Origin of the sequence: Paenarthrobacter sp. NPDC018779 (assembly GCF_044391085.1) — a bacterium.
In the GTDB taxonomy this organism is placed as follows: Bacteria; Actinomycetota; Actinomycetes; order Actinomycetales; family Micrococcaceae; genus Arthrobacter.
Window position 1 is genome coordinate 1 of record NZ_JBIRZS010000037.1, and the last position, 21,634, is coordinate 21,634.

The 21,634-nt window shown below is 64.7% G+C and carries 22 protein-coding genes; 15 read left to right on the plus strand and 7 right to left on the minus strand.

Features of this window, described 5'->3' with window-relative positions; translation table 11 throughout:
• Positions 1–137: 137 nt before the first annotated feature.
• From ACH488_RS21185 to ACH488_RS21210, 6 genes are all read right to left on the minus strand, one after another.
• Positions 138–737, minus strand: coding sequence for a hypothetical protein (locus ACH488_RS21185; RefSeq protein WP_397326559.1), 600 nt, complete (start codon positions 735–737; stop codon positions 138–140).
• A 58-nt stretch (positions 738–795) separates the two neighbouring features.
• Positions 796–1,431, minus strand: a complete 636-nt coding sequence (locus ACH488_RS21190; RefSeq protein WP_397326560.1) for a hypothetical protein — start codon at positions 1,429–1,431, stop codon at positions 796–798.
• A complete protein-coding gene (locus ACH488_RS21195; protein WP_397326561.1) occupies positions 1,418–2,053 on the minus strand; it encodes a hypothetical protein in 636 nt (211 codons plus the stop codon). Before ACH488_RS21195 ends, ACH488_RS21190 begins: the two co-directional genes overlap by 14 nt.
• Before the next feature lie 42 nt (positions 2,054–2,095).
• Entirely contained in the window at positions 2,096–2,872 is a 777-nt protein-coding gene (locus ACH488_RS21200) for a hypothetical protein (RefSeq protein WP_397326562.1), read from the minus strand.
• Positions 2,869–3,849 (minus strand): hypothetical protein, encoded by a 981-nt coding sequence (locus ACH488_RS21205; RefSeq protein ID WP_397326563.1) that lies wholly within the window; start codon positions 3,847–3,849, stop codon positions 2,869–2,871. Before ACH488_RS21205 ends, ACH488_RS21200 begins: the two co-directional genes overlap by 4 nt.
• Before the next feature lie 163 nt (positions 3,850–4,012).
• Complete coding sequence (locus tag ACH488_RS21210) at positions 4,013–4,501, minus strand: inorganic diphosphatase (RefSeq protein ID WP_397326564.1); 489 nt, start codon at positions 4,499–4,501, stop codon at positions 4,013–4,015.
• A 219-nt stretch (positions 4,502–4,720) separates the two neighbouring features.
• Here ACH488_RS21210 and dacB point away from each other — a divergent pair, with 219 nt between their 5' ends.
• The 4 genes from dacB (at position 4,721) to hpt (ending at position 9,055) form a co-directional block, all read left to right on the plus strand.
• Positions 4,721–6,163: a D-alanyl-D-alanine carboxypeptidase/D-alanyl-D-alanine-endopeptidase gene (dacB, locus tag ACH488_RS21215; protein WP_397326580.1), complete on the plus strand. Its 1,443-nt coding sequence runs from the start codon at positions 4,721–4,723 to the stop codon at positions 6,161–6,163.
• Positions 6,164–6,223: 60 nt separating this feature from the next.
• A complete protein-coding gene (locus tag ACH488_RS21220) occupies positions 6,224–7,345 on the plus strand; it encodes a zinc-dependent metalloprotease (protein ID WP_397326565.1) in 1,122 nt (373 codons plus the stop codon).
• Between the two features lie 80 nt (positions 7,346–7,425).
• Positions 7,426–8,472: a tRNA lysidine(34) synthetase TilS gene (gene tilS, locus ACH488_RS21225; RefSeq protein WP_397326581.1), complete on the plus strand. Its 1,047-nt coding sequence runs from the start codon at positions 7,426–7,428 to the stop codon at positions 8,470–8,472.
• 31 nt (positions 8,473–8,503) lie between these two features.
• Positions 8,504–9,055 carry a hypoxanthine phosphoribosyltransferase gene (gene hpt, locus ACH488_RS21230; protein WP_216924216.1) on the plus strand — a complete coding sequence of 184 codons (552 nt, stop codon included), beginning with the start codon at positions 8,504–8,506 and terminating at the stop codon, positions 9,053–9,055.
• 266 nt (positions 9,056–9,321) lie between these two features.
• Here hpt and ACH488_RS21235 read toward each other — a convergent pair whose 3' ends face one another.
• The gene (locus ACH488_RS21235) at positions 9,322–10,302 is read right to left on the minus strand and encodes a hypothetical protein (protein ID WP_397326566.1); all 981 of its coding nucleotides are present in this window, start codon (positions 10,300–10,302) and stop codon (positions 9,322–9,324) included.
• A 390-nt stretch (positions 10,303–10,692) separates the two neighbouring features.
• On the opposite strand from ACH488_RS21235, the gene ftsH reads away from it, so the two are divergent.
• The 11 genes from ftsH (at position 10,693) to ACH488_RS21290 (ending at position 21,206) form a co-directional block, all read left to right on the plus strand.
• Entirely contained in the window at positions 10,693–12,762 is a 2,070-nt protein-coding gene (gene ftsH / locus ACH488_RS21240; RefSeq protein ID WP_397326567.1) for an ATP-dependent zinc metalloprotease FtsH, read from the plus strand.
• A gap of 10 nt (positions 12,763–12,772) precedes the next feature.
• A complete protein-coding gene (gene folE, locus ACH488_RS21245; protein ID WP_397326568.1) occupies positions 12,773–13,405 on the plus strand; it encodes a GTP cyclohydrolase I FolE in 633 nt (210 codons plus the stop codon).
• A gap of 8 nt (positions 13,406–13,413) precedes the next feature.
• The gene (gene folP / locus ACH488_RS21250) at positions 13,414–14,319 is read left to right on the plus strand and encodes a dihydropteroate synthase (RefSeq protein ID WP_397326569.1); all 906 of its coding nucleotides are present in this window, start codon (positions 13,414–13,416) and stop codon (positions 14,317–14,319) included.
• Between the two features lie 11 nt (positions 14,320–14,330).
• Positions 14,331–14,693, plus strand: a complete 363-nt coding sequence (gene folB / locus ACH488_RS21255; protein ID WP_397326570.1) for a dihydroneopterin aldolase — start codon at positions 14,331–14,333, stop codon at positions 14,691–14,693.
• A complete protein-coding gene (gene folK / locus ACH488_RS21260; protein ID WP_397326571.1) occupies positions 14,690–15,229 on the plus strand; it encodes a 2-amino-4-hydroxy-6-hydroxymethyldihydropteridine diphosphokinase in 540 nt (179 codons plus the stop codon). The genes folB and folK overlap by 4 nt, the downstream gene beginning before the upstream one ends.
• A 3-nt stretch (positions 15,230–15,232) precedes the next feature.
• Positions 15,233–15,757, plus strand: coding sequence for a DUF3180 domain-containing protein (locus tag ACH488_RS21265; RefSeq protein WP_397326572.1), 525 nt, complete (start codon positions 15,233–15,235; stop codon positions 15,755–15,757).
• A complete protein-coding gene (locus ACH488_RS21270) occupies positions 15,738–16,250 on the plus strand; it encodes a PH domain-containing protein (RefSeq protein ID WP_397326573.1) in 513 nt (170 codons plus the stop codon). The genes ACH488_RS21265 and ACH488_RS21270 overlap by 20 nt, the downstream gene beginning before the upstream one ends.
• Complete coding sequence (locus tag ACH488_RS21275; RefSeq protein ID WP_397326575.1) at positions 16,247–17,767, plus strand: PH domain-containing protein; 1,521 nt, start codon at positions 16,247–16,249, stop codon at positions 17,765–17,767. The genes ACH488_RS21270 and ACH488_RS21275 overlap by 4 nt, the downstream gene beginning before the upstream one ends.
• Positions 17,760–18,704, plus strand: coding sequence for a Rossmann-like and DUF2520 domain-containing protein (locus ACH488_RS21280; protein WP_397326576.1), 945 nt, complete (start codon positions 17,760–17,762; stop codon positions 18,702–18,704). Before ACH488_RS21275 ends, ACH488_RS21280 begins: the two co-directional genes overlap by 8 nt.
• Before the next feature lie 5 nt (positions 18,705–18,709).
• Positions 18,710–19,612, plus strand: a complete 903-nt coding sequence (panC, locus tag ACH488_RS21285) for a pantoate--beta-alanine ligase (RefSeq protein WP_397326577.1) — start codon at positions 18,710–18,712, stop codon at positions 19,610–19,612.
• Positions 19,613–19,715: 103 nt separating this feature from the next.
• The gene (locus ACH488_RS21290) at positions 19,716–21,206 is read left to right on the plus strand and encodes a DHA2 family efflux MFS transporter permease subunit (protein ID WP_397326578.1); all 1,491 of its coding nucleotides are present in this window, start codon (positions 19,716–19,718) and stop codon (positions 21,204–21,206) included.
• Positions 21,207–21,634 lie beyond the last annotated feature (428 nt).

The following is a 21,634-nucleotide window of genomic DNA, read 5'->3' on the forward strand; positions in this document are numbered from 1 at the left end:
GCCCGCCAGAGCCCTGGCGAGCCACCCCGCATACTTTCCCGGCCCCACGGCGCGCCGAAGGCGCTCACACGCTGGGTCGCATTAGTGCGCGTTTTGAGCCCCTTCGAAACGCGCACAACTGCTACCCAGTTGGGTGCCTAGCGGACGTCCAGGATCAGTTGCAGTAACCGTGCAGCCGCGGGACGGGCGGCGTGTTCTTCCACCCACTGCGCCCGGGCCAATGCCTTGCTGACAGCCTGCGTGGTGATCCCAAGTTCCTGCGCCACGGTTTTCTGCTGGCCGCGGACACCGGGCGTGAGCAGGTCCAGCACGCGCCATTCCGCGGCACTCCTGTGCTGCACAATGTGCCCCAGGAGACGCAGCACCGCTTCCGCTTCGGCCGCCTGGGCCGCGAAAGGCCCGTCCACCGCCACCGGCACGCGCTCCTTGCTGTTGCGGAGCCGGTCGACGGCCCGCCGCGCGTACACCAGGCCGTGCCCCGAGGCATCCTTCACCAAATTCGGCAGGGGTTCGTTGACGGGACCCACGCCGATCCCCACGTACCAGTGCCCGCTGCGGAGCGCGATCAACGCCGACTCAACAGCATGGTGGCCCGAGTCGACGATGCCTTGGACCTCGTCCTCAACCGAGCGGTCAAAGTCGAGCCGGGCGGGGATGTGCCGGAGGTCCTTCAGGAGCTTGGGCACCAAATCTCCGTCGCGGCGGCTGTCGCGTTGGTTGATGGTCAGCGTGAACATAGTGGATCACATGCTACCGGCTGGTAGCGGCTCTGCAAGGGCTTGATTTCCGTATTACTCAGTCGACTGCCGTGCGTCCGGAAAGCACGACGGCGGGCAGCGCACCTTCCGTCCTCCGGGACGCACCGGGGATTCCAGCCCCCGACATGGCCTCGCGGATGGAGTGGACCAACGGCGCCGGGTCCTCGTCAGTGGCAAAAACCCAGAACGAGTCCTGTGCCTTAAATACCACTGCGTTACGCCCGCCTGCGCCCAGGGAGACTTTGCGGGAAGCCAGCAAGAGCCGGTCCGGGTCGGTGCCGTCGGAGGTGGTGACGGCCTTGAGGGATTCGGGTGCCACGTCCTCCCACCGAAGGACCACGGTGGTGTGCCGCTGCGAGTACTTGGCCGCCAAACCACGCTCGAACACCAAGAGTTTACGGAAGCTGCCCAGGAACGTCATGGCCCACAACACCAGGCCGGTGAGGATGCTCGTCAGTACGAAAAAGACGGGATCGTTGAAGCGGCCGACCTCGCGGGTGGAGCGGATGGGACTGATGAACTCGCCGATTGTCCCGAAAACGAACCCCACCACCAGGCACCACGGCAGTACTTTCCAGAAGATGCGCCGGGACGAGGCCACAAACCGGAGCCCGCCCAGATCGTCACCGAGGCGGGCTTCAGCGCGTCGAACCAGCCAGTTACGGCCGCGCATCCGGGCGCTGGCCGTAGAGGTTTGGAAGATCCTCCGGCTCCGCGGCAGAAGGCTGAGGAACTGCCGGAGCTTTCGGGTCCGGAACGGGCTGCCGGCCCTGTGCCAGGCCGGAGCGGCGATCGATGGCGGCAAACTTGGGGTCCCAGGTTTCCCCGGAACCGCCGCTGAACGCCGCAGCGATCACCATGACCACGAAGAACGGAAAGAAGGACCAGCAGATGGCGCGCCAGCCGCCCAACCAGGCTCCCGCCGTCGTGCCGTCCTTGATCCGCACGGAGCGCAAGCCCGCGGCCGCGTCCCCAACGCTCCCTACTGCTCCCCAGATCATGCCGTACACGAGCAATCCGACGAACCAGAGGATCACGTAGAGCGCCAGCCAAAAACCATCGTTGAAGGCCAGGAGCGAGCCGCTGTTCATCATGGCGTTGCGGGCCACCGCAGCGATGACGGCCAGGACGCTGTAGCCCGCCAGGAATACCAGGGCATCCAGCACCCGGCCCCAGAAGTGTGCGCTTCCGGACGCCTTGACGTAGTAGGCGCCTGTCCCGGTGTGGCGCCGGACGGGCCTTCCATTGGCGGCATCCACCAGTCCGGTGGCGGTTTCAGGCTTTGGCTTGCTCATGTGGGGCTTTCAGTTCGACGGCGGTGGGTCGGCTGGGGTGGGTCAGGCGAGACCTGCGAGACCAGCCAGGATACCGGCCAAGGTAGCCGCGGACGTTTCCTTGACCTCCAGCGAGACGGTTTCGCCTTCGACGCGCGGGGTCAGGACGTGGACGCCGGACGGACCGGTGTACACGGTGACGGTGGGGAACTCGTTGGTGTCCGTGTTAAAGGCCACCACGTTGCTGGCGGCCTCGGTGTCGGCCAAGGCAGTGGATGCGTACTCTTCAAAGGCGGGCTCCGCGTACTCCGTGGGTTCGGAATCGCGCTGCGCAGCATTCTTGGGATCCACGAACTCTGCCAGCCGGGGGACCAGTTGGTCGCGGGAGACTACCGTGAAGCCGTGCAGGCCGCCCTCGTCCACTTCCTCGATCAGGACGCCGTCGTCGTGCACATAGCCGTACAGCCAGCGCTTGCCCGTGGACACGGTTCGCTCCACCGAGACCACGCTGTTGCCACTGCGGCGCAGAGTGAGGGCGCCGGTGATTTCTTCCGTTGCATGCAGGCGGGTTGGCTCGGCCTCACCCTCGAAGATCACGGGGTAGACCAGTTCCTTGGCCAGCAACCCGCGAAGGGCCACGGCGCACATAAGTTCCTTGCTGGCATCCTGCAAGGAAAGCCACGGAAGCGCCACGATCTGCTCGTGCTGCACGCCGTCCAGGGCTACCACTTCTTCGTCGGTCAGCGTGGGCAGCGCGGCGCCGGTGGCACTGGCCGTACCCAGGACTTTGGCTGCGGCTTCAATGTCCCGCGCAGTCCATTTCATGGTGGTGGTGGTCATCCGAATATCCCTCCGACAAAGTTTCCGACTGACTTGGCGGCATTACTGACCCCGTCTGCCACCTTACTGCCTACGTCCTTGGCGAAGTTGCCCACCTCCCTGGCACCGTCGGCGATGTAGCTGCCCGGATTGCGTGCAAAGTTGGTGATGGAATCCCAATTGTCCGCCACGAGGTTGCCCAGCGCCCACGCCCCGGCCACGATGCCTGCGCCGATCACGATCGGGGCGCCGATCGGGCCGAGCATCGCCGCGCCGCCTGCCGTCATGAGCATGATGCTGCCCACGCCGCCCACCACGGACAAGCCACCGGCCACCCGATCGCCCGTACCCCGCCAGCCGTCGTGTTCCGGGTTGATCATGTCGCTGATGCCGCCCACGATGTTCAGCGGCGCGGCCAACGCACCGGCCACCCGGAGGCCCTTGGAGAACTTGCTCGCGTCCTGGAAGGCCTGGCTGTAGGGAATGTTGGCTTTGAGGTCCGTGATGACGTCGGTGATCTTCTCGCCATTGCGCAAAGCGGTCAGGGCATCCTTCACCGCTGTACCGCCAGCCCGCCAGTTGGTGAGGACTTCCCGCGTCTTGGCGAAGTCCTGCCAGCCCAGCTTGCCCAGCTTGTAGGCCGCCCAGAGCTGGGAGCCGAGGTCCTTGACGCCCATGCCGGTGTCGTACACGTCCTTGAGTACGCCCACTGAGCTGCGGGAGCCGTCGTTGTGGCTCGCGAACTCCTGCTGGTTGGCGTTCTTCTTCAAGAGGCTTGCGTTGTCCCGCAGCATGCTGGCCGCCTTGACCAGGCTCTGGCGGTGCTGGCTGTTCCAATCGTTCTTGAACATGGTGGCATCGCGGCCCTGCCAGGCGGTGGCCGAATTGATGGCGTTGGACAGTTGTGCGCTTTGCGTGGTGATCGCGTCCGCAGCCTTGCCCATCACCCCGGCCAGACTGCGAAGCTGTGCGATGTCCGCACCGTAGAACCCAGCCATGTGCAACCCCTTTTTGCATGAGTGGTGTGTGAGTCGAAAAACCTCGTCCAAGCCTAGGCGCACCGGGACACCACCGCGATGGGGAGCAGTGCCCATCAAAAAGCACGACGGCGGTTGGTGGGGTTCACGGGGAACCGCACCAACCGCCGTCGTCAGGGGAGAATCAGTGGCCTTCTGCAGCGAAACGCTTGATGGAAGCTTCCAGCTCGGCTTCGGCAGCTGCGCGGTCGCCCCAGCCCTCGGCCTTGACCCACTTGCCCGGTTCCAGGTCCTTGTAGCGGGTGAAGAAGTGCTCGATTTCCTTGATCAGGAATTCGCTGACGTCGCTGACTTCCTGGATGTGGTCGAAGCGTGCGTCCACGGGAACGCAGAGGACCTTGGCGTCTCCGCCGCCGTCGTCGGTCATGTTGAAGACGCCGATGGGGCGGGACTCAACAATGACGCCCGGGTGGAGGTCGAAGTCCTGCAGGAGCACCAATGCGTCCAGCGGGTCGCCGTCCTCGCCCAGGGTGTTCTCGAAGAAGCCGTAGTGCGTGGGGTACTGCATGGAAGTGAACAGGACGCGGTCCAGGCGGACACGGCCGGTTTCGTGGTCAACTTCGTACTTGACGCGCGATCCCTTGGGGATCTCGATGGTTACGTCGTGCTTCATGGAATGCTCCTTGAACGGGGTCTGGGTGGGGCTAGGCTCCGCCCGGAAACGGAGGCCGCCAGAGCTGGCGGTTCCACAGGCAGTCTGCTTAGCCCAGGGCTGGCGGCAGGCGAAAGTACAGCCGACGCCGCCGACTACTATTGAGGATATAGCGAGACACCCGGGTTTCTTGAACCGGCGGGGACATTTCAGGACTGACAGGACCAAGCAACTTCCATGATGGGCATTAAAAACGGGGATGCCCGCACTGGGCTGTCCACGGCCTGGGGGCGCCTGAAATGGCCGTTGCTCCTGGCAGCCGTTTTGCTCTGCGCCCTAGCCGTGGTGGTGGCCGGGATGGTCCCCGGGGTGCTGGCCCCCAAGCCTTCGCCGTCCATTCCTTCCTGGCAACAGTCGCCAAGCGCCCTGGCCGGTTCCAGTGCGGTCCAGCCCCTCGACGCCAACGCGCCCATGCCCGTGCAGGCCGACGTGACAAAACTCCTGGAAGAGACACTGAAGCCGTCAGGTTCCGGATCCATCACCGGTGTTGTGCTCGATGCCGCCACGGGCAAGGTACTTTTCGACCGGGACGCTGCCGCCAACCGGATCCCCGCGTCGAACATGAAGCTGCTCACCGCCGTCGCCGCGTTGAAAGCCTTGGGTCCGGAGACCCGATTCACTACCCGCGTGCTCGGTACGGACGATCCTCACACGGTGGTCCTCGCCGGGGGAGGGGATGTGCTTCTGGGCGGCGGTGCTTCCGACCCCTCCGCAGTGTTGGGCCATGCCGGGCTGGCTACTTTGGCGGCGGACACCGCTGCCTCCCTGAAAAACGCCGGTATCAAAGGTCCGGTGACCGTTCAGGTGGACGATTCCTTGTTCTCCGGTGCTCCCTTGAACCCGGCCTGGAGCCTTGGCGACGTCGCCGCCGGGGAAACTGCGCCCCTGTACTCCCTGGCCCTGAACTCCGGTCGCTACTCGCCGACCACCACTACTGGCCCTCGTCCGCAGGATTCCGCGGTGACCACCGCCCAAGCCTTTGCCGAGCAATTGGCCGCTGCCGGCGTCGAGGTGGGTTCCGGCGTCGAACGCGGCAAGGGCCTCCCCGCCAAACTGCTGGCCAGCGCCGAATCCGCCACGGTCAGCGAGCAGGTGGACCACATGCTCCAAACCTCGGACAACTTCCTCGCGGAAGCGCTGGGAAGGCTCACCGCTGCCGCCTCGGGCCGGAAAGCGACGTACGACGGCGCCACTGCCGCCGTGCGGGAGCGGCTGGGGGAGTTGGGAATCGCCTCGGATTCGATGGAGTTGGCCGACGTTTCCGGCCTGGCGCTGGAGAACCAAGTCAGCGCACGACAGTTTGCGGAGGTGGTCCGCGCCATCACCAGCGGGCCCGATCTTTCGCTGCGGGCAGCGTTGGATGGCTTCCCCGTAGCCGGGCTCACCGGCACCCTGGATGACAGGTACGTTGATCCGAGTACTGCCCAGGGCGCAGGGCTGGTCCGGGCCAAGACCGGGACGCTCAACACCGTGATCGCCCTGAGCGGTTACGTGGTGGATGCGGATGGACGGCTCCTGGTGTTCTCCTTCATCGGGAACGGCCTGGAACCGGGCGCGGCGGGAAACAAGGTAGCCATGGACCGTTCAGCTTCGGTCCTCGCTGCCTGCGGATGCCGCGGCTGAAGCTCAGCGCGGAGCGAACTTAAGGGCACACTGTCAGTTGCGTGTGATGTGATGGACCGTATGGTGACATCCGCCCGAGATTCGTCAGCAGGGGCTTCGTCCCTGATCAATTGGGACCTTGCCGCGGCCACTGCTGCCCGGCTGGCTCCTCCCGGCCCGGCGCTCAGTGCTGCGGAGATCGGCAAAGCCGTGGAGAACCTGCGTTTCAACGCGGACATCTCCGTTCCGCATGTCCACGACATCACCGGGCTCGAGGCCGCCAAGGACCTCCGCGATTCGCACGTCCTGGTGGTTGACCGGGCCTCGTGGTCCAAGGCCAACACCCAAAGCTTCTCCGTCATGCTGCAACCGGCGCTGCAGAAGCTCCTTGAGAGCCGCAGCGGAATTTCCATGTCTCCGGCGGCAGCCAGCGCCAGCGGGGCCATCACGGGAAGCCAGCTCGGAGCCATCCTCGCTTTCCTGTCCAGCAAGGTCCTGGGCCAATACGATCCCTTCGCTGCGCTCGCCCCGGGCTCCAACGTTCCGCCGGGTGGGCGGCTCCTGCTGGTTGCGCCCAACATCATCTCCGTGGAGCGGGAGCTGAACGTCCACCCGGACGACTTCCGGCTCTGGGTCTGCCTGCACGAGCAAACGCACCGGGTTCAGTTCGCTGCGGCACCCTGGCTCCGGCACCACATGCTGGACCAGATCGAGAACCTCAGCGGCCACTTGCTCGGCAACATGGATTCCCTGGTTGAACGTGCCAGCGCCGTGGCCAAGTCCCTGAAGGACCGGACCGCTTCGGGCAATGTGCCCGGCCGCGGGGCCATCCTGGACCTTCTGCAGGACCCCGAAGAGAAGGCCGCTCTTTCCCACATCACGGCCGTCATGAGCCTGCTCGAAGGCCATGCCAACGTGGTCATGGATGCCGTGGATTCGAGCATTGTGCCCTCGGTCAAGACCATTCGCCAGCGCTTCAACGATCGCGGCAAGGACCGCGGAATCGTGGAGAAGTTCATCCGGAACATCCTCGGCCTCGACGCCAAGATGCGCCAGTACACCGATGGCGCCAAGTTTGTCCGCGGCGTGGTGGCCGTGGCCGGCATGGACGGCTTCAACAAGGTGTGGGATTCGGCAGAGAACCTCCCCACGGAAGAGGAAATCCACGATTCCAAGCTTTGGCTGGAGCGGATGGGGCTTTGAGCTCACCTGCCGTCCTGCCCGGCAAGGGACGACGCCGGCCTGGCCGTTTGGCGCCCGTCGTTGGCAAAGCACGCAAACATTTGCAGAACGCCTTGGCCGCTGCCGGCTACCCATCACGGGTGCTGGTGGCTTGCAGTGGCGGACCGGATTCCCTGGCTTTGGCTGCTGTTGCCGCGTACTTTGCCCGCCGGGGCCACGTGGACGGGCACCCGGTTTCCGTCGCCGGCGTGGTGGTGGACCATCAGCTGCAGCCTGGCTCGGCCCAAGTAGCTGCTGAGGCTGCGTCTGTTCTCCGCGAGCTCGGCCTTTCACCTGTGGAAGTGCGGGCTGTGACCGTGGCTTCCACTGGCTTCGGACCGGAAGCTGCGGCACGGGACGCCCGCCACGCAGCACTCGAAGCCGCTGCCGATGACCTTGGCTGCGAAGCGATCCTTTTGGGCCACACGCTCGACGACCAGGCCGAGCAAGTCCTGCTGGGCCTGGCCCGTGGTTCCGGCACGCGGTCCCTGGCAGGCATGAGGCCGTCACGGGACCGGTTGCTTCGCCCCTTCCTTGGCTTGCGCCGCTCCGAAACCCTGGAAATCTGCGAGGTGGAAGAGCTTTCTCCGTGGCACGATCCCAGCAACTCCGATCCCGCCTTCGCCAGGTCCCGGACCCGTGTGGAGGTGATGCCGGTGCTTGAGGAAAAGCTGGGTCCCGGGGTTGCCGAATCGCTGGCCCGGACCGCGGCCATCCTCCAGCAGGACGCCGACTTCCTGGAAGACCTGGCCCAGCAGACCTACCTCGCACTCGTGAACCGGACGCCGGACGGCGCCTGGCTTCCCGAGGACGACGTCCGGGACCTTGCCCCGGCGCTGCGGTTCCGTGTCATCGCCAAGGCGGCGGCCGACGTCGGCGGTCAACAACCCGGTTACGGGCGCCTCCAGGCCGCGGAAGCGCTGCTCCGCAGGCGTGGTTCGGCAGGTCCGGTGGAGCTGCCTGGCCATGTCAGCGTCTACCGCCTTTCACTGAGCGATTTGGAGCAGGATCGGGGCGCTGTGCCAGGTGATCCTGCGCCGACCGGTCCCCGCGAGGCCGCGCGCTGTGGGAAGCTAGTATTCCGGCATCAGAAATCGGCCCAACAGTAGCCGCACCCCGAGCATCAAACAGGAGCCATTGGTGGATTCAAACGACGTCCAGGCAGACCTCAAGCACGTTCTTTACACCAAAGAGCAAATCCAGACGCGCATCGCCGAACTGGCAGCGCAGATCGACAAGGACTACGAGGGCCGCGAACTGCTGATCGTCGGTGTCCTCAAGGGTGCAGTGATGGTCATGGCTGACCTCGCCCGTGCACTGCACAGCCACGTGAGCATGGACTGGATGGCTGTCTCGTCCTACGGTTCGGGCACCCAGTCCTCCGGTGTGGTCCGTATCCTCAAGGACCTCGATACCGACCTCATGGGCAAGGACGTCCTGATTGTGGAGGACATCATCGACTCCGGCCTCACTCTCTCCTGGCTCAAGTCCAACTTGGAATCCCGCGGGACTGCCAGCGTGGAAATCTGCACCGCCTTCCGCAAGCCCACCGCTGCCAAGGTGGAAATCGACGTCAAGTACGTCGGCTATGACATCCCCAACGAGTTCGTGGTGGGCTACGGTCTGGACTACGCCGAGAAGTACCGCAACCTGGACTTCGTGGGCACCCTGGCCCCGCACGTTTACGAGTAGGCCGAACTTCCGGCGAACGCCCGTTTGGAGCAGCCCCTCGTTGTCGGGCGGTGCCCTGATTCACTCGCCGCACCCTTTTCCGCAGTGACGCCGTGTTCTGCGCCGCACCCTTTTCCGCCTGAGGCACCCGTTCTACCGGTTGCGCTGGGCGTGAAGGGGTGCGGCGAGTGTGTTTAACGGGTGCGTTCGGCGGGTGTGGGCGCGGCAACGCGCGTGATTCCGGTGCCCACCCTCAACGACGTGATGCCTGAGGCGCCGCAGCCAGGTCATCGTCCGGGGCGAACCGGGACCAGGCCTCCGTCGGACAGGATCTTGGCGAATGCGACAGGGTTCATCATCTCGGCCCAATCCCAGCGAATGACGGTCAATCCGAGTGCACGCAGGGCGTTCTCGCGTGCTTTCTCTTCCATGACCACTTGTTGGATGGTCTTGCCGCCGCGAAGTCGGTTTCGCAGGTACTTTCCCTGGCCATCGAATTCACCTACGAGATCTAGTTCCGGCCACCAAAAATCCGTTCGTGCGGTCTTTCCACTCTTCAGCGCGAACGACGCTTGCAGCCGTGGCAAAGGGAATCTCTGCAGGATCATGTTTGCCCGGCTCATCGACTCGCCAACGGATTCCGACTGAGGATCGGAGAATTCGATTATTTTGGCGGCACGCTGTTGTCTGGATGACGAGCCAAGGGAGGATGCAGCGTCTTGCAGGATCCTCTCCTCGAGCGTGATGCCCCACGGGACGTCCTTGTCCCAATCCGAGGCATCGCCCGTGGAAACCTTGGGCGGCTTACGGCGGCTGGAATCAACCACTGCCAGTGCTTCGGCAAACCTCAGGGTGCCTGCCAGTTCGATGGTGGTTCGGGCTTTATCCGTAACCTGAAATCCGCCGAGTTCGCAGACACCGTGATCGAGGGTTCCGAGGATTCGTTGAACTCCGTGCTTGGACCGCCCGCCACGAGGGTCGCTCGTGACCGCCTGCAATTTGCCTGGAACTCCGACCACACCCAAACCCCACAGCAACGCGGCCGTTTTCATTGCGAAGACTGGTCTTTTCTGGCTGCTCTGGACCAAAGCTGCAGCGAGGAGACCGTGCTTTTGAGGTTCGCCCAGGGCGGACCAGAGTTGAGCCGGCACGTAGGCTCCCCGACGCACACGGACGAGCTCTCCCCGTTGGGCCCGCTTGGCAAGAAGGCGTGGGTCTTGCCCGATCCGGGTGGCGTCGGAGCTCATGATCAAGGTGGAAAAGGGCATGACATCAACGATGCGGACCTGTGCCGAAGTTGGAACAGGTGCTTTCGGTCGTATGTGGACAAGGCTGCGTCGCCGGAGATATTGAAAGTCGCACCCGCTTGCGCCCCACGCACCCCTTCTGCAGGGTTGGCGCATACATTTCCGCTTCACGCACCCGAGCTCTCGGGTGCGGCGGGCGCGTACGGGTGCGGGTGGGTTTGTGGGTGCGGGAGGGGTACGCGGCGGGCCAGTAACTGCCCGCGCTCCTGTACGCCCAGAGGGAACTTTTGCGCATTCCAGTGCGTGAATTACTGGGTACGGTGTATAGCTAGAAACTGAAGCAGCACCACTCGCGCGCAGAAGTTGCGCCTTGCAGCACTACCAGGAGGGACGGGGCGCAACCCCGATCAGATGAAAGCTAAGAATTTCTTCAAGGGCCCGGGCATCTGGATTGTTGTCGTCGTCGGCTTGCTCCTGGTGGCGTTCGCAACGTTGGCTCCCGGTGGCTCTACGAGGATCGACACCAAAGAAGGTCTGGATCTCCTTTCCCAGAGCGGCAAGGTGGAGCAGGCAAAGATTTTCGATGCGGAGAACCGCGTTGATTTGGTGCTCAAGGACAACCTGAACATTGATGGCCAGGACAAGGGCAAGAACGTCCAGTTCTTCTACGTCACGGACCGTGGCCCGGACGTAGTCAAGGCCGTAACCAACGCCAACCCGGAAAAGGGCTTTACTGACCAGCCCGTTGAGAACAACTGGTTCTCCGGCCTGTTCTCGCTGCTGATTCCGGTGCTGCTGCTCGGTGTTCTGTTCTGGTTCCTCCTTTCCCGCATGCAGGGTGGCGGCTCCAAAGTGATGCAGTTCGGCAAGTCCAAGGCCAAGCTTGTCAACAAGGACATGCCGCAGGTGACTTTCGCTGACGTTGCGGGTGCTGACGAGGCCGTGGAAGAGCTCCAGGAAATCAAGGAGTTCCTCCAGGAGCCGGCCAAGTTCCAGGCTGTCGGCGCCAAGATCCCCAAGGGCGTGCTGCTTTACGGCCCTCCAGGTACCGGTAAGACCCTTTTGGCCCGCGCTGTCGCGGGCGAGGCCGGCGTACCCTTCTTCTCCATCTCCGGCTCGGACTTCGTTGAAATGTTCGTCGGTGTTGGTGCTTCCCGTGTCCGTGACCTGTTCGAGCAGGCCAAGGCGAGTTCACCGGCCATCATCTTCGTGGATGAGATCGACGCCGTTGGCCGTCACCGTGGTGCCGGCATCGGCGGCGGCAATGACGAGCGCGAGCAGACGCTGAACCAGCTCCTGGTTGAGATGGACGGCTTCGACGTCAAGACCAACGTCATCCTGATCGCCGCGACCAACCGTCCGGACGTCCTGGACCCCGCGCTGCTTCGGCCGGGCCGCTTCGACCGCCAAGTCACCGTGGAAGCTCCGGACCTTGTTGGCCGCGAGCAGATCCTGAATGTCCACGCCAAGGGCAAGCCAATGGCCCAGGGCATTGACCTGAAGGCTGTTGCCAAGAAGACCCCCGGCTACACGGGTGCCGACTTGGCCAACGTGCTCAACGAAGCCGCACTGCTGACCGCACGCTCCAACGCCAACCTGATCGACGACCGTGCACTGGATGAGGCAATCGACCGCGTCATGGCGGGCCCGCAGAAGCGCAGCCGCGTCATGAAGGAACTCGAGCGCAAGATCACCGCTTACCACGAAGGTGGGCACGCCCTGGTTGCCGCAGCACTGCGTAACTCGGCACCGGTCACCAAGATCACCATCCTCCCGCGTGGCCGTGCCCTCGGGTACACCATGGTGGTGCCCGAGGACGACAAGTACTCGGTGACCCGCAACGAACTGCTGGACCAGATGGCCTACGCCATGGGTGGCCGCGTTGCTGAAGAAATTGTGTTCCACGATCCCTCCACGGGCGCCTCGAATGACATCGAGAAGGCCACCGGCACGGCCCGCAAAATGGTTACCCAGTACGGCATGAGCGAACGCGTCGGTGCCGTGAAGCTCGGCCAAGGCGGCGGCGAACCGTTCCTGGGCCGTGACGCAGCCCAGGAGCGCAACTTCTCCGACCAGATCGCCTACGTGGTGGACGAGGAAGTGCGCAGGCTCATCGATCAGGCACACGACGAGGCCTACGCGATCCTCACCGAAAACCGCGACATCCTGGACCGGCTGGCGCTGGAACTGCTCGAGCGTGAGACCTTGAACCAGGCCGAAATTGCGGACATCTTCCGTGACGTCCGCAAGCGCGACTTCCGCGAGATCTGGTTGTCCAAGGAATCCCGTCCGGTGCAGACCATTCCGCCGGTAGAAAGCCGCGCCGAAAAGGCCGAACGCGAAGCCCAGGAGGAAGCCAAAAAAGCCCGCTTGGACGAGCCGCTGGACACCGTAGCCCCGCACGCGCAGGGCGTCAGCAGCCAGGACAACTTCCAGGCACCCGGGCCCGACGGCGGCAACGACTCCCCGCTTCACGGCTAAGCTTTCTGCTGTGACTCATTTCGACGACGAAGACCTCGCCGCCGCCCACGGCTCAGCCGGCGACTCCAAGGGAAGCCACAAAGTGGACCGCCCCCGCATCGAAGCAGCGGTTCGTGAAATCCTGCTGGCCATCGGTGAAGACCCTGATCGCGGAGGCCTGCAGGACACGCCCAAGCGCGTGGCCAAGGCGTACGCCGAGGTCTTTGCCGGCCTCCACCAGAACCCCGTGGATGTCCTGTCCACCACGTTCGACCTCGACCATGAAGAGCTTGTCCTGGTGAAGGACATCCCCTTCTACTCGACCTGCGAACACCACCTGGTTCCGTTCCACGGCGTCGCGCATGTTGGTTACATTCCGTCACATGACGGCAAGGTGACCGGCCTCAGCAAGCTTGCGCGGCTCGTGGACATCTATGCGCGCCGCCCCCAGGTGCAGGAGCGCCTCACCACGCAGATTGTCGAGGCGCTCGTGAAGCACCTCAATCCCCGCGGGGCGATTGCAGTGGTGGAATGCGAACACATGTGCATGTCCATGCGTGGCATCCGCAAACCAGGCGCCAAGACCGTCACCAGTGCGGTGCGCGGTCAACTCCATGACCCGGCCACCCGCGCCGAGGCCATGAGCCTCATACTCGGAAGGTAAAGCTATATATGGATTCCCTCGCTGCAGCACCCGGAACCGGCCCGGCCACAAGCCCCCTGCCGGTTCTCCGCAAGCCGCGACCCGCGGCCAGGTTCCAGGACCTGCCAACGGACCGGACCCTCGTCATGGGAATCCTCAACGTCACCCCGGATTCCTTCAGCGACGGCGGAACACACCGCACACCGGACACGGCGATCGCCTTGGGCTTGCGGATGTTCTACGCCGGCGCTGACATCATCGACGTCGGGGGCGAATCCACGCGCTCCGGCGCTGAGCCGGTGGACCCCGAAGAAGAGCAGCGCCGCGTCCTCCCCGTCATCGAAGCGTTGGTCAAGGCCGGCGCGCTGGTGAGCATCGACACCATGCACACCTCCACTGCCGCAGCTGCTGTGGAAGCCGGAGCCGCAATCATCAACGACGTTTCCGGCCTCACCATCGAGAACGGCATGCCGGAACTGGTGGCACGCACCAAGGTTCCGTACATCCTGACCCACCGCCGCGGCGACGCCCGGACCATGGACAGCCTCGCTGACTATGAGGACGTCACCGAGGAAGTCGTGGCAGAGCTGAAGGGTGTCCGTGACAAGCTGTACGCGGCCGGCGTTGCCCCGGAGCAGATCATTGTTGACCCGGGCGTTGGTTTCTCCAAGAACGAGGACCAGAACTGGGAGATCCTCAAGAACCTGGACAGGCTGTTTGAGCTTGGCCACAAGGTGATGGTTGCCGCTTCCCGCAAGCGCTTCCTTGGCTCCCTCCTGACTGTTTCCGGCAAGGCTGCGGCTCCGCAGGAGCGGGACGCCGCCACTGCCGCCATTACCGCCTTGAGTGCCGCGAAGGGTGCTTGGGCTGTCCGCGTTCACGACGTCGGCCCCAGCCTTGACGCCGTCAAGGTCGCCGCCCGGATCGCCCGCTGATCGGAGGCGCTGTGGACAAGATCACGCTGACCGGCGTCACCGCCGTCGGCTATCACGGGGTGTTCGATTTTGAGCGCCGTGATGGCCAGCCGTTCGTGGTGGACGCCGTGCTGCACACGGATTTCACCAAGGCCGCCGAGACGGATGACCTGCAGTACACAGCGCATTACGGCGAAGTCGCGGAACTGATCACCTCCTACATCGAGGGTGAGCCCTTGAACCTGATCGAGGCCCTCTCCGTGAGGATCGCCGAGGGCATCCTGGCCAATTACAGAACCCTTGCCGCCGTCGACGTTACGGTCCACAAGCCCAAGGCGCCCATCGAGGTTCCCTTCGGCGACGTGACGGTCAGTGTGCACCGGGAGCGGACATGAGCGCCGGGTACACCAAGGCGATCCTGGCCCTCGGCAGCAACCTGGGGGAGCGCAATGACACGCTGACCACCGCCGTCGCGGATTTGGTGGATCCGGCGGAAGTGCGCCTCCTGGGCGTTTCCCCTGTGGTGCAGACCAAGGCCGTTGGCGGTCCGGAGGGCCAGCCCGACTTCCTGAACATGGTTATGGCCATCGAAACCACTCTTGCACCGCTGGAGCTCCTGGCGCACTGCCATGCGGTGGAGCAGAAGCATCTCCGGACCCGCGAAGTCCGCTGGGGTCCCAGGACGCTGGACGTGGACATCATTGTGTACGGAAACGTGGAGAGTGACGATCCCGTCCTCACCATCCCGCACCCCCGGGCCGCCGAACGGGCCTTTGTGCTCTACCCGTGGTCCCTCCTGGAACCGAACGCACAGCTGGGCGGCAAGAGCGTGGCTGAGCTGGCCGCCGTCGCCGCCGACATGCCGGACATCCGCCGTTTCGACGGCTATGGCGACGTTGCCGGTGTGCCTGCCACGGGAGCTGTTGAGTAGCCCATGAAAGCGATGCGTCCGTGGGTCCTGGTGGTTATCGCCGTCGTGTCTGCCCTGATCGGTTGGCTGGCCACAACGGTGACCAACCGCGTCAGCATGCCGACGCCCGTCCTGCCCGTCTCGGCACTGGTGACCATGGGCGTGATCGCCTTGATCACGCTGGTCATGGGCATCCAGGTGCTGCGCTGGCGCAACGGCAAGAAGAAGGCCATGCTGGACCCCATCATGGCGGCCCGGACACTCGTCCTAGCCCAGGCCTGTGCGTACGCGGGGACGTTGCTCCTGGGCTGGCATGCCGGGATTTCCTTGGATCTGCTGCGGATCGGGACCCTGAGAAGCGGCGAGGGCATCCTTTGGAACGCGCTCTTGATGGGCGGCGGCGGAGTGGTGATGATCATCGTCGGGCTGGTGGTGGAACGGTTCTGCAGGATCCCTCCGGAGGACTTCGAGGGCGGTACCGCCGGGGGACCGGAGAAGCGGCGCGGCGAAACAAAGGGTGAAGGCGAGTATGCATACCGAGGCGATTGATCCTCCGGGTGTCCAGTGGCTGCGCGTTTCGCCGAAGTACGTGACCGTGCGGCTGGTCGAATGGGCCGTGGGCAACCTGGTGATGGTGGCAATCCTGAGCCTGCCCCTGGTGTTCGTGCAGTTGGGCTGGTGGCGTTGGCCTCCGCTGTGGCTGGCGATCGCCGTTCCTGCCTTCATGCTCGTTCTGGCCTTATGGCGGCTGGTGCTCATTCCCCGCCAAGTCCGGGCGATCGGTTACGCGGAACGCGACGATGACCTCCTGATCCGTCGCGGCATTTTCTTCCAGCGCACCATGGTGGTGCCGTATGGCCGCATGCAGTACGTGGACGTCGCGGTGGGTCCCGTGGAGCGCGGCCTGGGATTGTGCACCCTGAAACTCCATACCGCGTCCGCGGGAACCAACGCCCACCTGCCTGGGCTGCCGGCCGCTGAGGGCGCGCGGTTGCGCGAGCAGCTTTCCGCCCGTGGAGAAGCCAGGCTGGCCGGGCTGTGAGCCCGGAAGTGAGCCTTCCGGGAAAAGCGGTCGACGGCGATTGGCGGCGCGTGCATCCTGCGTCGCCCTTCGTGCGGGGTTGGGTTGCGCTGGCCGCGGTGCTCTACTTCTTCGGTCGCGACGCTTTCGAGCGTGTGCTCCAAGGCCGCGATTTCCTTGATCCGCACCTCAACGGACGGGTCTTCTGGTTGTTGGTGGGCGGCGGGGTGCTGCTGCTCCTTGCCGTCGGCGGTTTCATCCTCAGCTGGTATTTCACCCGGTACCAGGTGGCCGAGGGCTATGTTCGCGTGAATACGGGCTGGCTGTTCAAGCAACAGCGCCAGGCCCGGCTGGACCGCGTGCAGGCGATCGACATTGTGCAGCCGCTTTTGGCGCGGATCTTCGGTCTCGCCGAGCTCAAGTTCGAAGTGGCCGACGCCGGCGAATCGGCCGTGCGCTTGGCTTACCTTCCCTTGGCGCAGGCCAAGCAACTGCGGGCGGCGATCCTTGCGCGGGCCGCCGGGGTGGTCACCGGACAAGAGACCATCGAGGAAATCCCGGAGGCGCCCGAGCAGCGCGTCCTGTCCGTCCCGCCGTCGCGGTTGATTGGATCGTTGCTCCTGAGCGAACAGACCGTGGGCATCCTGCTGGCCGCAGCTGCTTCGGTTGCCATCTCCGTGTACACCGAGAACAACGCGATTTTCTTTGCCCTGATCCCGGCCATCCTGGGCATTGCCGCGGCCTATTGGAGTTCGTTCAACAAGGGCTACAACTTCACGGCGGCCATTTCTCCGGACGGCATCCGGCTGCGCTACGGCCTCCTGGATACGCAGGCCCAAACCGTTCCGCCCGGCCGGATCCAGGCGCTCAAGATCACGCAGTCTCCTTTGTGGCGGCTCTTCGGTTGGTACCGGATGCACGTCAACGTTGCGGGATATGGAGGTACGCCCGGCAATGAGAACGCTGCGCGGACCACGCTGCTGCCGGTCGGATTGAAATCCGACGTCATGGTGATGCTCTCGCTCGTCCTCCCGGATCCGGGCGTTGACGATCCCCAGGGCGTCTTCACTGCCGGACTGGAAGGGCTGGCGCCGGTCTCCGTCGGCAACGATGGCTTCACCACCACGCCCCGGCGAGCCCGGCTTTTGGCCCCCCTCGGCTGGCGCCGCAACGGATTCCTGGCAACACGCACTGCCCTGCTGCTCCGTTCCGGCCGCTGGTGGCACGCCTTGGTGCTCGTTCCGCACCAACGCACCCAGTCCATGGCGCTCCAGCAGGGACCGTTGGCACGCCGGTTCGGGGTGACCGACCTGGTTCTGCACACCACGGCCGGGCCGGTGGCGCCGCGCCTCTACCAAGCCGATGTGGGGCAGGCAGTACAACTCTTCGACCAGCAGGCCGCGCGGGCCAGGGAAGCCAGGAAGCGGCAGACCTCCGAGCAGTGGCTCGCCCAGGTGTCCTTCCAGCCCGACGCCCCAACCCGGCCACCCGCCGTCGAACCCAACACCACCCAACAGGAGGATCCCCACCATGGCTAGGCCAGGACGACTCGGAGTCGGCATCATCGGCGCCGGCAAAGTGGGTGCCGTCCTGGGTGCGGCCTTGCGCGCGGCCGAGCACACCGTCGTCGGGGTTTCCGCCGTCTCGGAGGCGAGCCGGGAGCGGGCCGAAAGCCTTCTGCCAGGCGTCCCGATCCTGGAGATCCAGGACATCGTGGAGCGGTGCGAGTTGGTGCTGCTCGCTGTCCCGGACGACGCCCTCGGCGAGCTTGTTGGGGGCCTTGCGAAACTCGGAGCCTGGCAGCCAGGCCAACTGGTGGCGCACACCTCAGGACGGTTCGGCGTCGGAATCCTTCAACCCGTGCGTGCGGCTGGTGCGATCCCGCTGGCGATGCACCCGGCCATGACCTTCACCGGCATGAGCCTGGACCTGACCAGGCTCATGGATTGCACCTTCGGCGTCACTGCGGACGCGGCCATGCTACCGATTGCGCAAGCACTGGTGGTGGAAATGGGCGCGGAGCCGGTTGTCGTGGCGGAGGCCGACCGTACGCTCTACCACGCAGCCCTGGCCCATAGTTCCAACCACATGGTCACGCTCGTTGCCCAGGCCTCGCAGTTGTTGCGCGAGATTGGGGTGGAAGCGCCCGAGTCGATGCTCGGTCCGCTGCTGCGGGCCACGCTGGAGAACGCCCTCGCGTCCGGCGAATCAGCCCTGACCGGGCCGGTGGCCAGGGGCGATGTGGGCACCGTTTCCGCGCACGCACAGGCGCTGGTGGAGTACGACGGCGGTGCCGGCGGCGACGTCCTCGCTGCCTACCAGGCCATGGCGAAAGCCACTGCGCGGCGGGCGGAGAACCGCGGGCTGCTGCGGCCAGAACAACTGCATGAGATCAACGAGGCCCTGGACAATGGGACAGAACCGGACAAGGGTTCTGAACCACGCAGCGGGCACTCGTCGCCGGAAGGGAACTGAACAGCATGGCCATCAAACTCGTCACCACGGCGGCGGAACTCCGGTCCGAGAGCGCGCGGCGCCTCGCTGAAAAGGGCGGATCGTCGCAGGGCCTGGTGCCCACCATGGGGGCCTTGCATTCCGGGCATGGGGCCTTGGCACGGACAGCCGTGGCCGAAAACGACGTTGTTGTGGCCACGATCTTCGTGAACCCGCTGCAGTTCGGCGACGCCGTGGATCTCGACCGCTACCCCCGCACGCTCGAAGCCGACCTCGCCCTCTTGGACGCGGAAGGTGTTGACCTGGTGTTCGCGCCCACCGTGGAGGAGGTCTACCCCGGCGGGCAGCCGCTGGTGCGGGTCACTTCGGGTCCGCTGGGCGAAAAATGGGAGGGCGCTTCCCGCCCCGGCCACTTCGACGGTGCCCTGACGGTGGTTGCCAAATTGCTGCACTACGGCCTTCCGGGAGGATCGGCAGCGGACGGTACGACGGCGGCCTACCGTGCCTACTTCGGGCAGAAAGATGCACAACAGTTGGCCCTGGTGAAGAGGATGGTGGCTGACCTGAACTTCCCCGTGGAGATTGTGCCCGTGCCGATCGTCCGCAGCGAAGACGGCCTGGCACTGTCCAGCCGCAACCGCTTCCTCTCCGACAAGGAGCGCGAAGCGGCGCTCGTGTTGTCGCGGGCGTTGCGCCTGATCGAGTCCCGCGCGAACGCGCACCAACCCCTGGACCTGGACTCCGCCGTCGAACTCGTGCAGTCCCAGCCACTGGTGGAACTGGACTATTTCGACGTGGTGGACCCCATCACCCTTGAGCCGCTCGCTGAGAACTGCAAGGAGACTCCTTTCCGCGGCGAGGGCCTGGCGATCATCGCGGCAAAAGTGGGTCCAGTGCGCCTGATTGACAACGCACCACTAAATTCCTGACGTTTGGATTTTCTGCTGACGGGAATGATGGGGGAGTTTAGACTGTTCCTGTCTTTACCGGCCAAGAATGCCGGAACCCAAATCTCAAGCCAAGGGAATTCCCATGTCTACCGACGTCACGTCCGGCGCCTCCGGCGATCCCGTTTCCGGCGCTACCGGTGCTGCTTCCGGCGCAGCTGCTCCTGAGCAGACGCCGGGCCCGCAGGTGTCCGGCAAGATGTCCCGCGAGTCCGTCACGGTCATCGTCACCCTGCTGGTTGCCACGTTCGTGGTGATCCTCAATGAGACCATCATGAACGTCGCCCTCCAGCGGCTCATGACTGATCTTCGGGTGGACGCGCCTACGGTGCAATGGCTGGCCACCGGGTTCATGTTGACCATGGCCGTGGTCATCCCCACCACCGGCTTCATCCTGCAGCGGTTGAGTACCCGTGCCTCGTTCATGCTTGCCATGGGCTTGTTCAGTGGCGGTACGTTGCTGGCTGCCTTGGCTCCGGGCTTTGTGGTGCTGCTCCTTGCCCGCATTGTCCAGGCCGGCGGAACGGCCATCATGCTTCCGCTGCTCATGACCACCATCCTCACCCTGGTGCCCATGTCCCGTCGCGGAGCCGTGATGGGCAACGTCAGCATCGCGATCTCGGTGGCCCCCGCCATGGGGCCCACGGTCTCGGGCATCATCCTGGACCACTTCTCCTGGCGCTTCATGTTCGTGTTCGTGCTGCCCGTGGCACTGGCCGCGTTGGCCATCGGCGCGAAGTTCCTCACGAACGTAGGGGAACGCGGCAAGACCACCCTTGACCTTGGTTCCGTGGTTCTGACAGTCCCCGCGTTCGGTGGCCTGGTGTATGGCCTGAGCCAGATCGGTGGAGCCAACGCTGGAATCGTGCCGGTGATTGCCTTGGTTGTGGGCGTCGTGTGCTTGGCACTGTTCGTGTTCCGGCAGCTCACGCTCCAGAAATCAGACGCTCCGCTGCTTGACCTTCGTGCCTTCAACTACCGCATGTTCACCGTGTCCACGCTGTTGATGGTCGTGGCCATGATGGCCCTGTTCGGCGGAGTGATCCTGCTGCCGCTGTACCTGCAGAACACCCTCCACCTGCAGCCCATGGAGACCGGGTTGGCTCTCCTCCCGGGTGGTTTGGCGATGGGCCTGCTGGGTCCCGTGATTGGCCGCATCTTCGACAAGGTGGGTCCGCTGCCGCTCACGGTGTCAGGTTCTGTCCTCATGGTGCTGACCTTGTGGCAGTTCTCGCGGCTTGACGAGGCGAGTGCGTTGGGCTGGGTCATTGCCCTGCATGTTGTGCTCAGCCTGGGCCTGGCATTGCTGTTCACCCCGGCGTTCACCACCGGCCTGAACCCCCTGCCCCCGCACCTGTACTCGCACGGCTCGGCGATCATGAGCACGGCCCAGCAGGTCTCCGGTGCGGCAGGTACAGCGCTGCTGGTCTCGATCTTCGCCGTGGTTTCGGCGTCCTCCGGGCTGGTGGCCGGCATGCAGGCAGCGTTCTTCGCAGCGACCATCATTGCCGTCGCGGCCGTGGTGCTTGGCGCGATGATGCGCAGGACCGAAGGTGCCGGCCACGGCGGTCACTGAGCATCTGTGTTGATGTGAAATCCGGGCTTCCCTGGAGTCCGGGGATTCGCGAAGGCCGGCAACCCGTGTGGTTGCCGGCCTTTCGCATCCCCACCCCCACCCCCTCCCCCTCGTCCCCTCGGACCCTCTCTCACCGAACCCCCCTTCCCCCCGGATGCTCTCTCACGGAATCGCCGTTTGGGGCGGACCCTCTCTCACCGAACCGCCGGTTCCGGCGGATGCTCTCTCACCGAACCGCCGGTTCCGGCGGACGCTCTCTCACGGAGCCGCCCGTTTCGCCGGATGCTCTCTCACGGAATCGCCGTTTGGGGCGGATGCTCTCGTGGTTGGTGCGGGTCTGTCCGATAAACGGTGTGTGGGTTCCGGCGGTTTTCATTAGTTGGTGGTTCTTTCGAATCGTCCGGCGAACGTGATGGCGAACGCGTTGA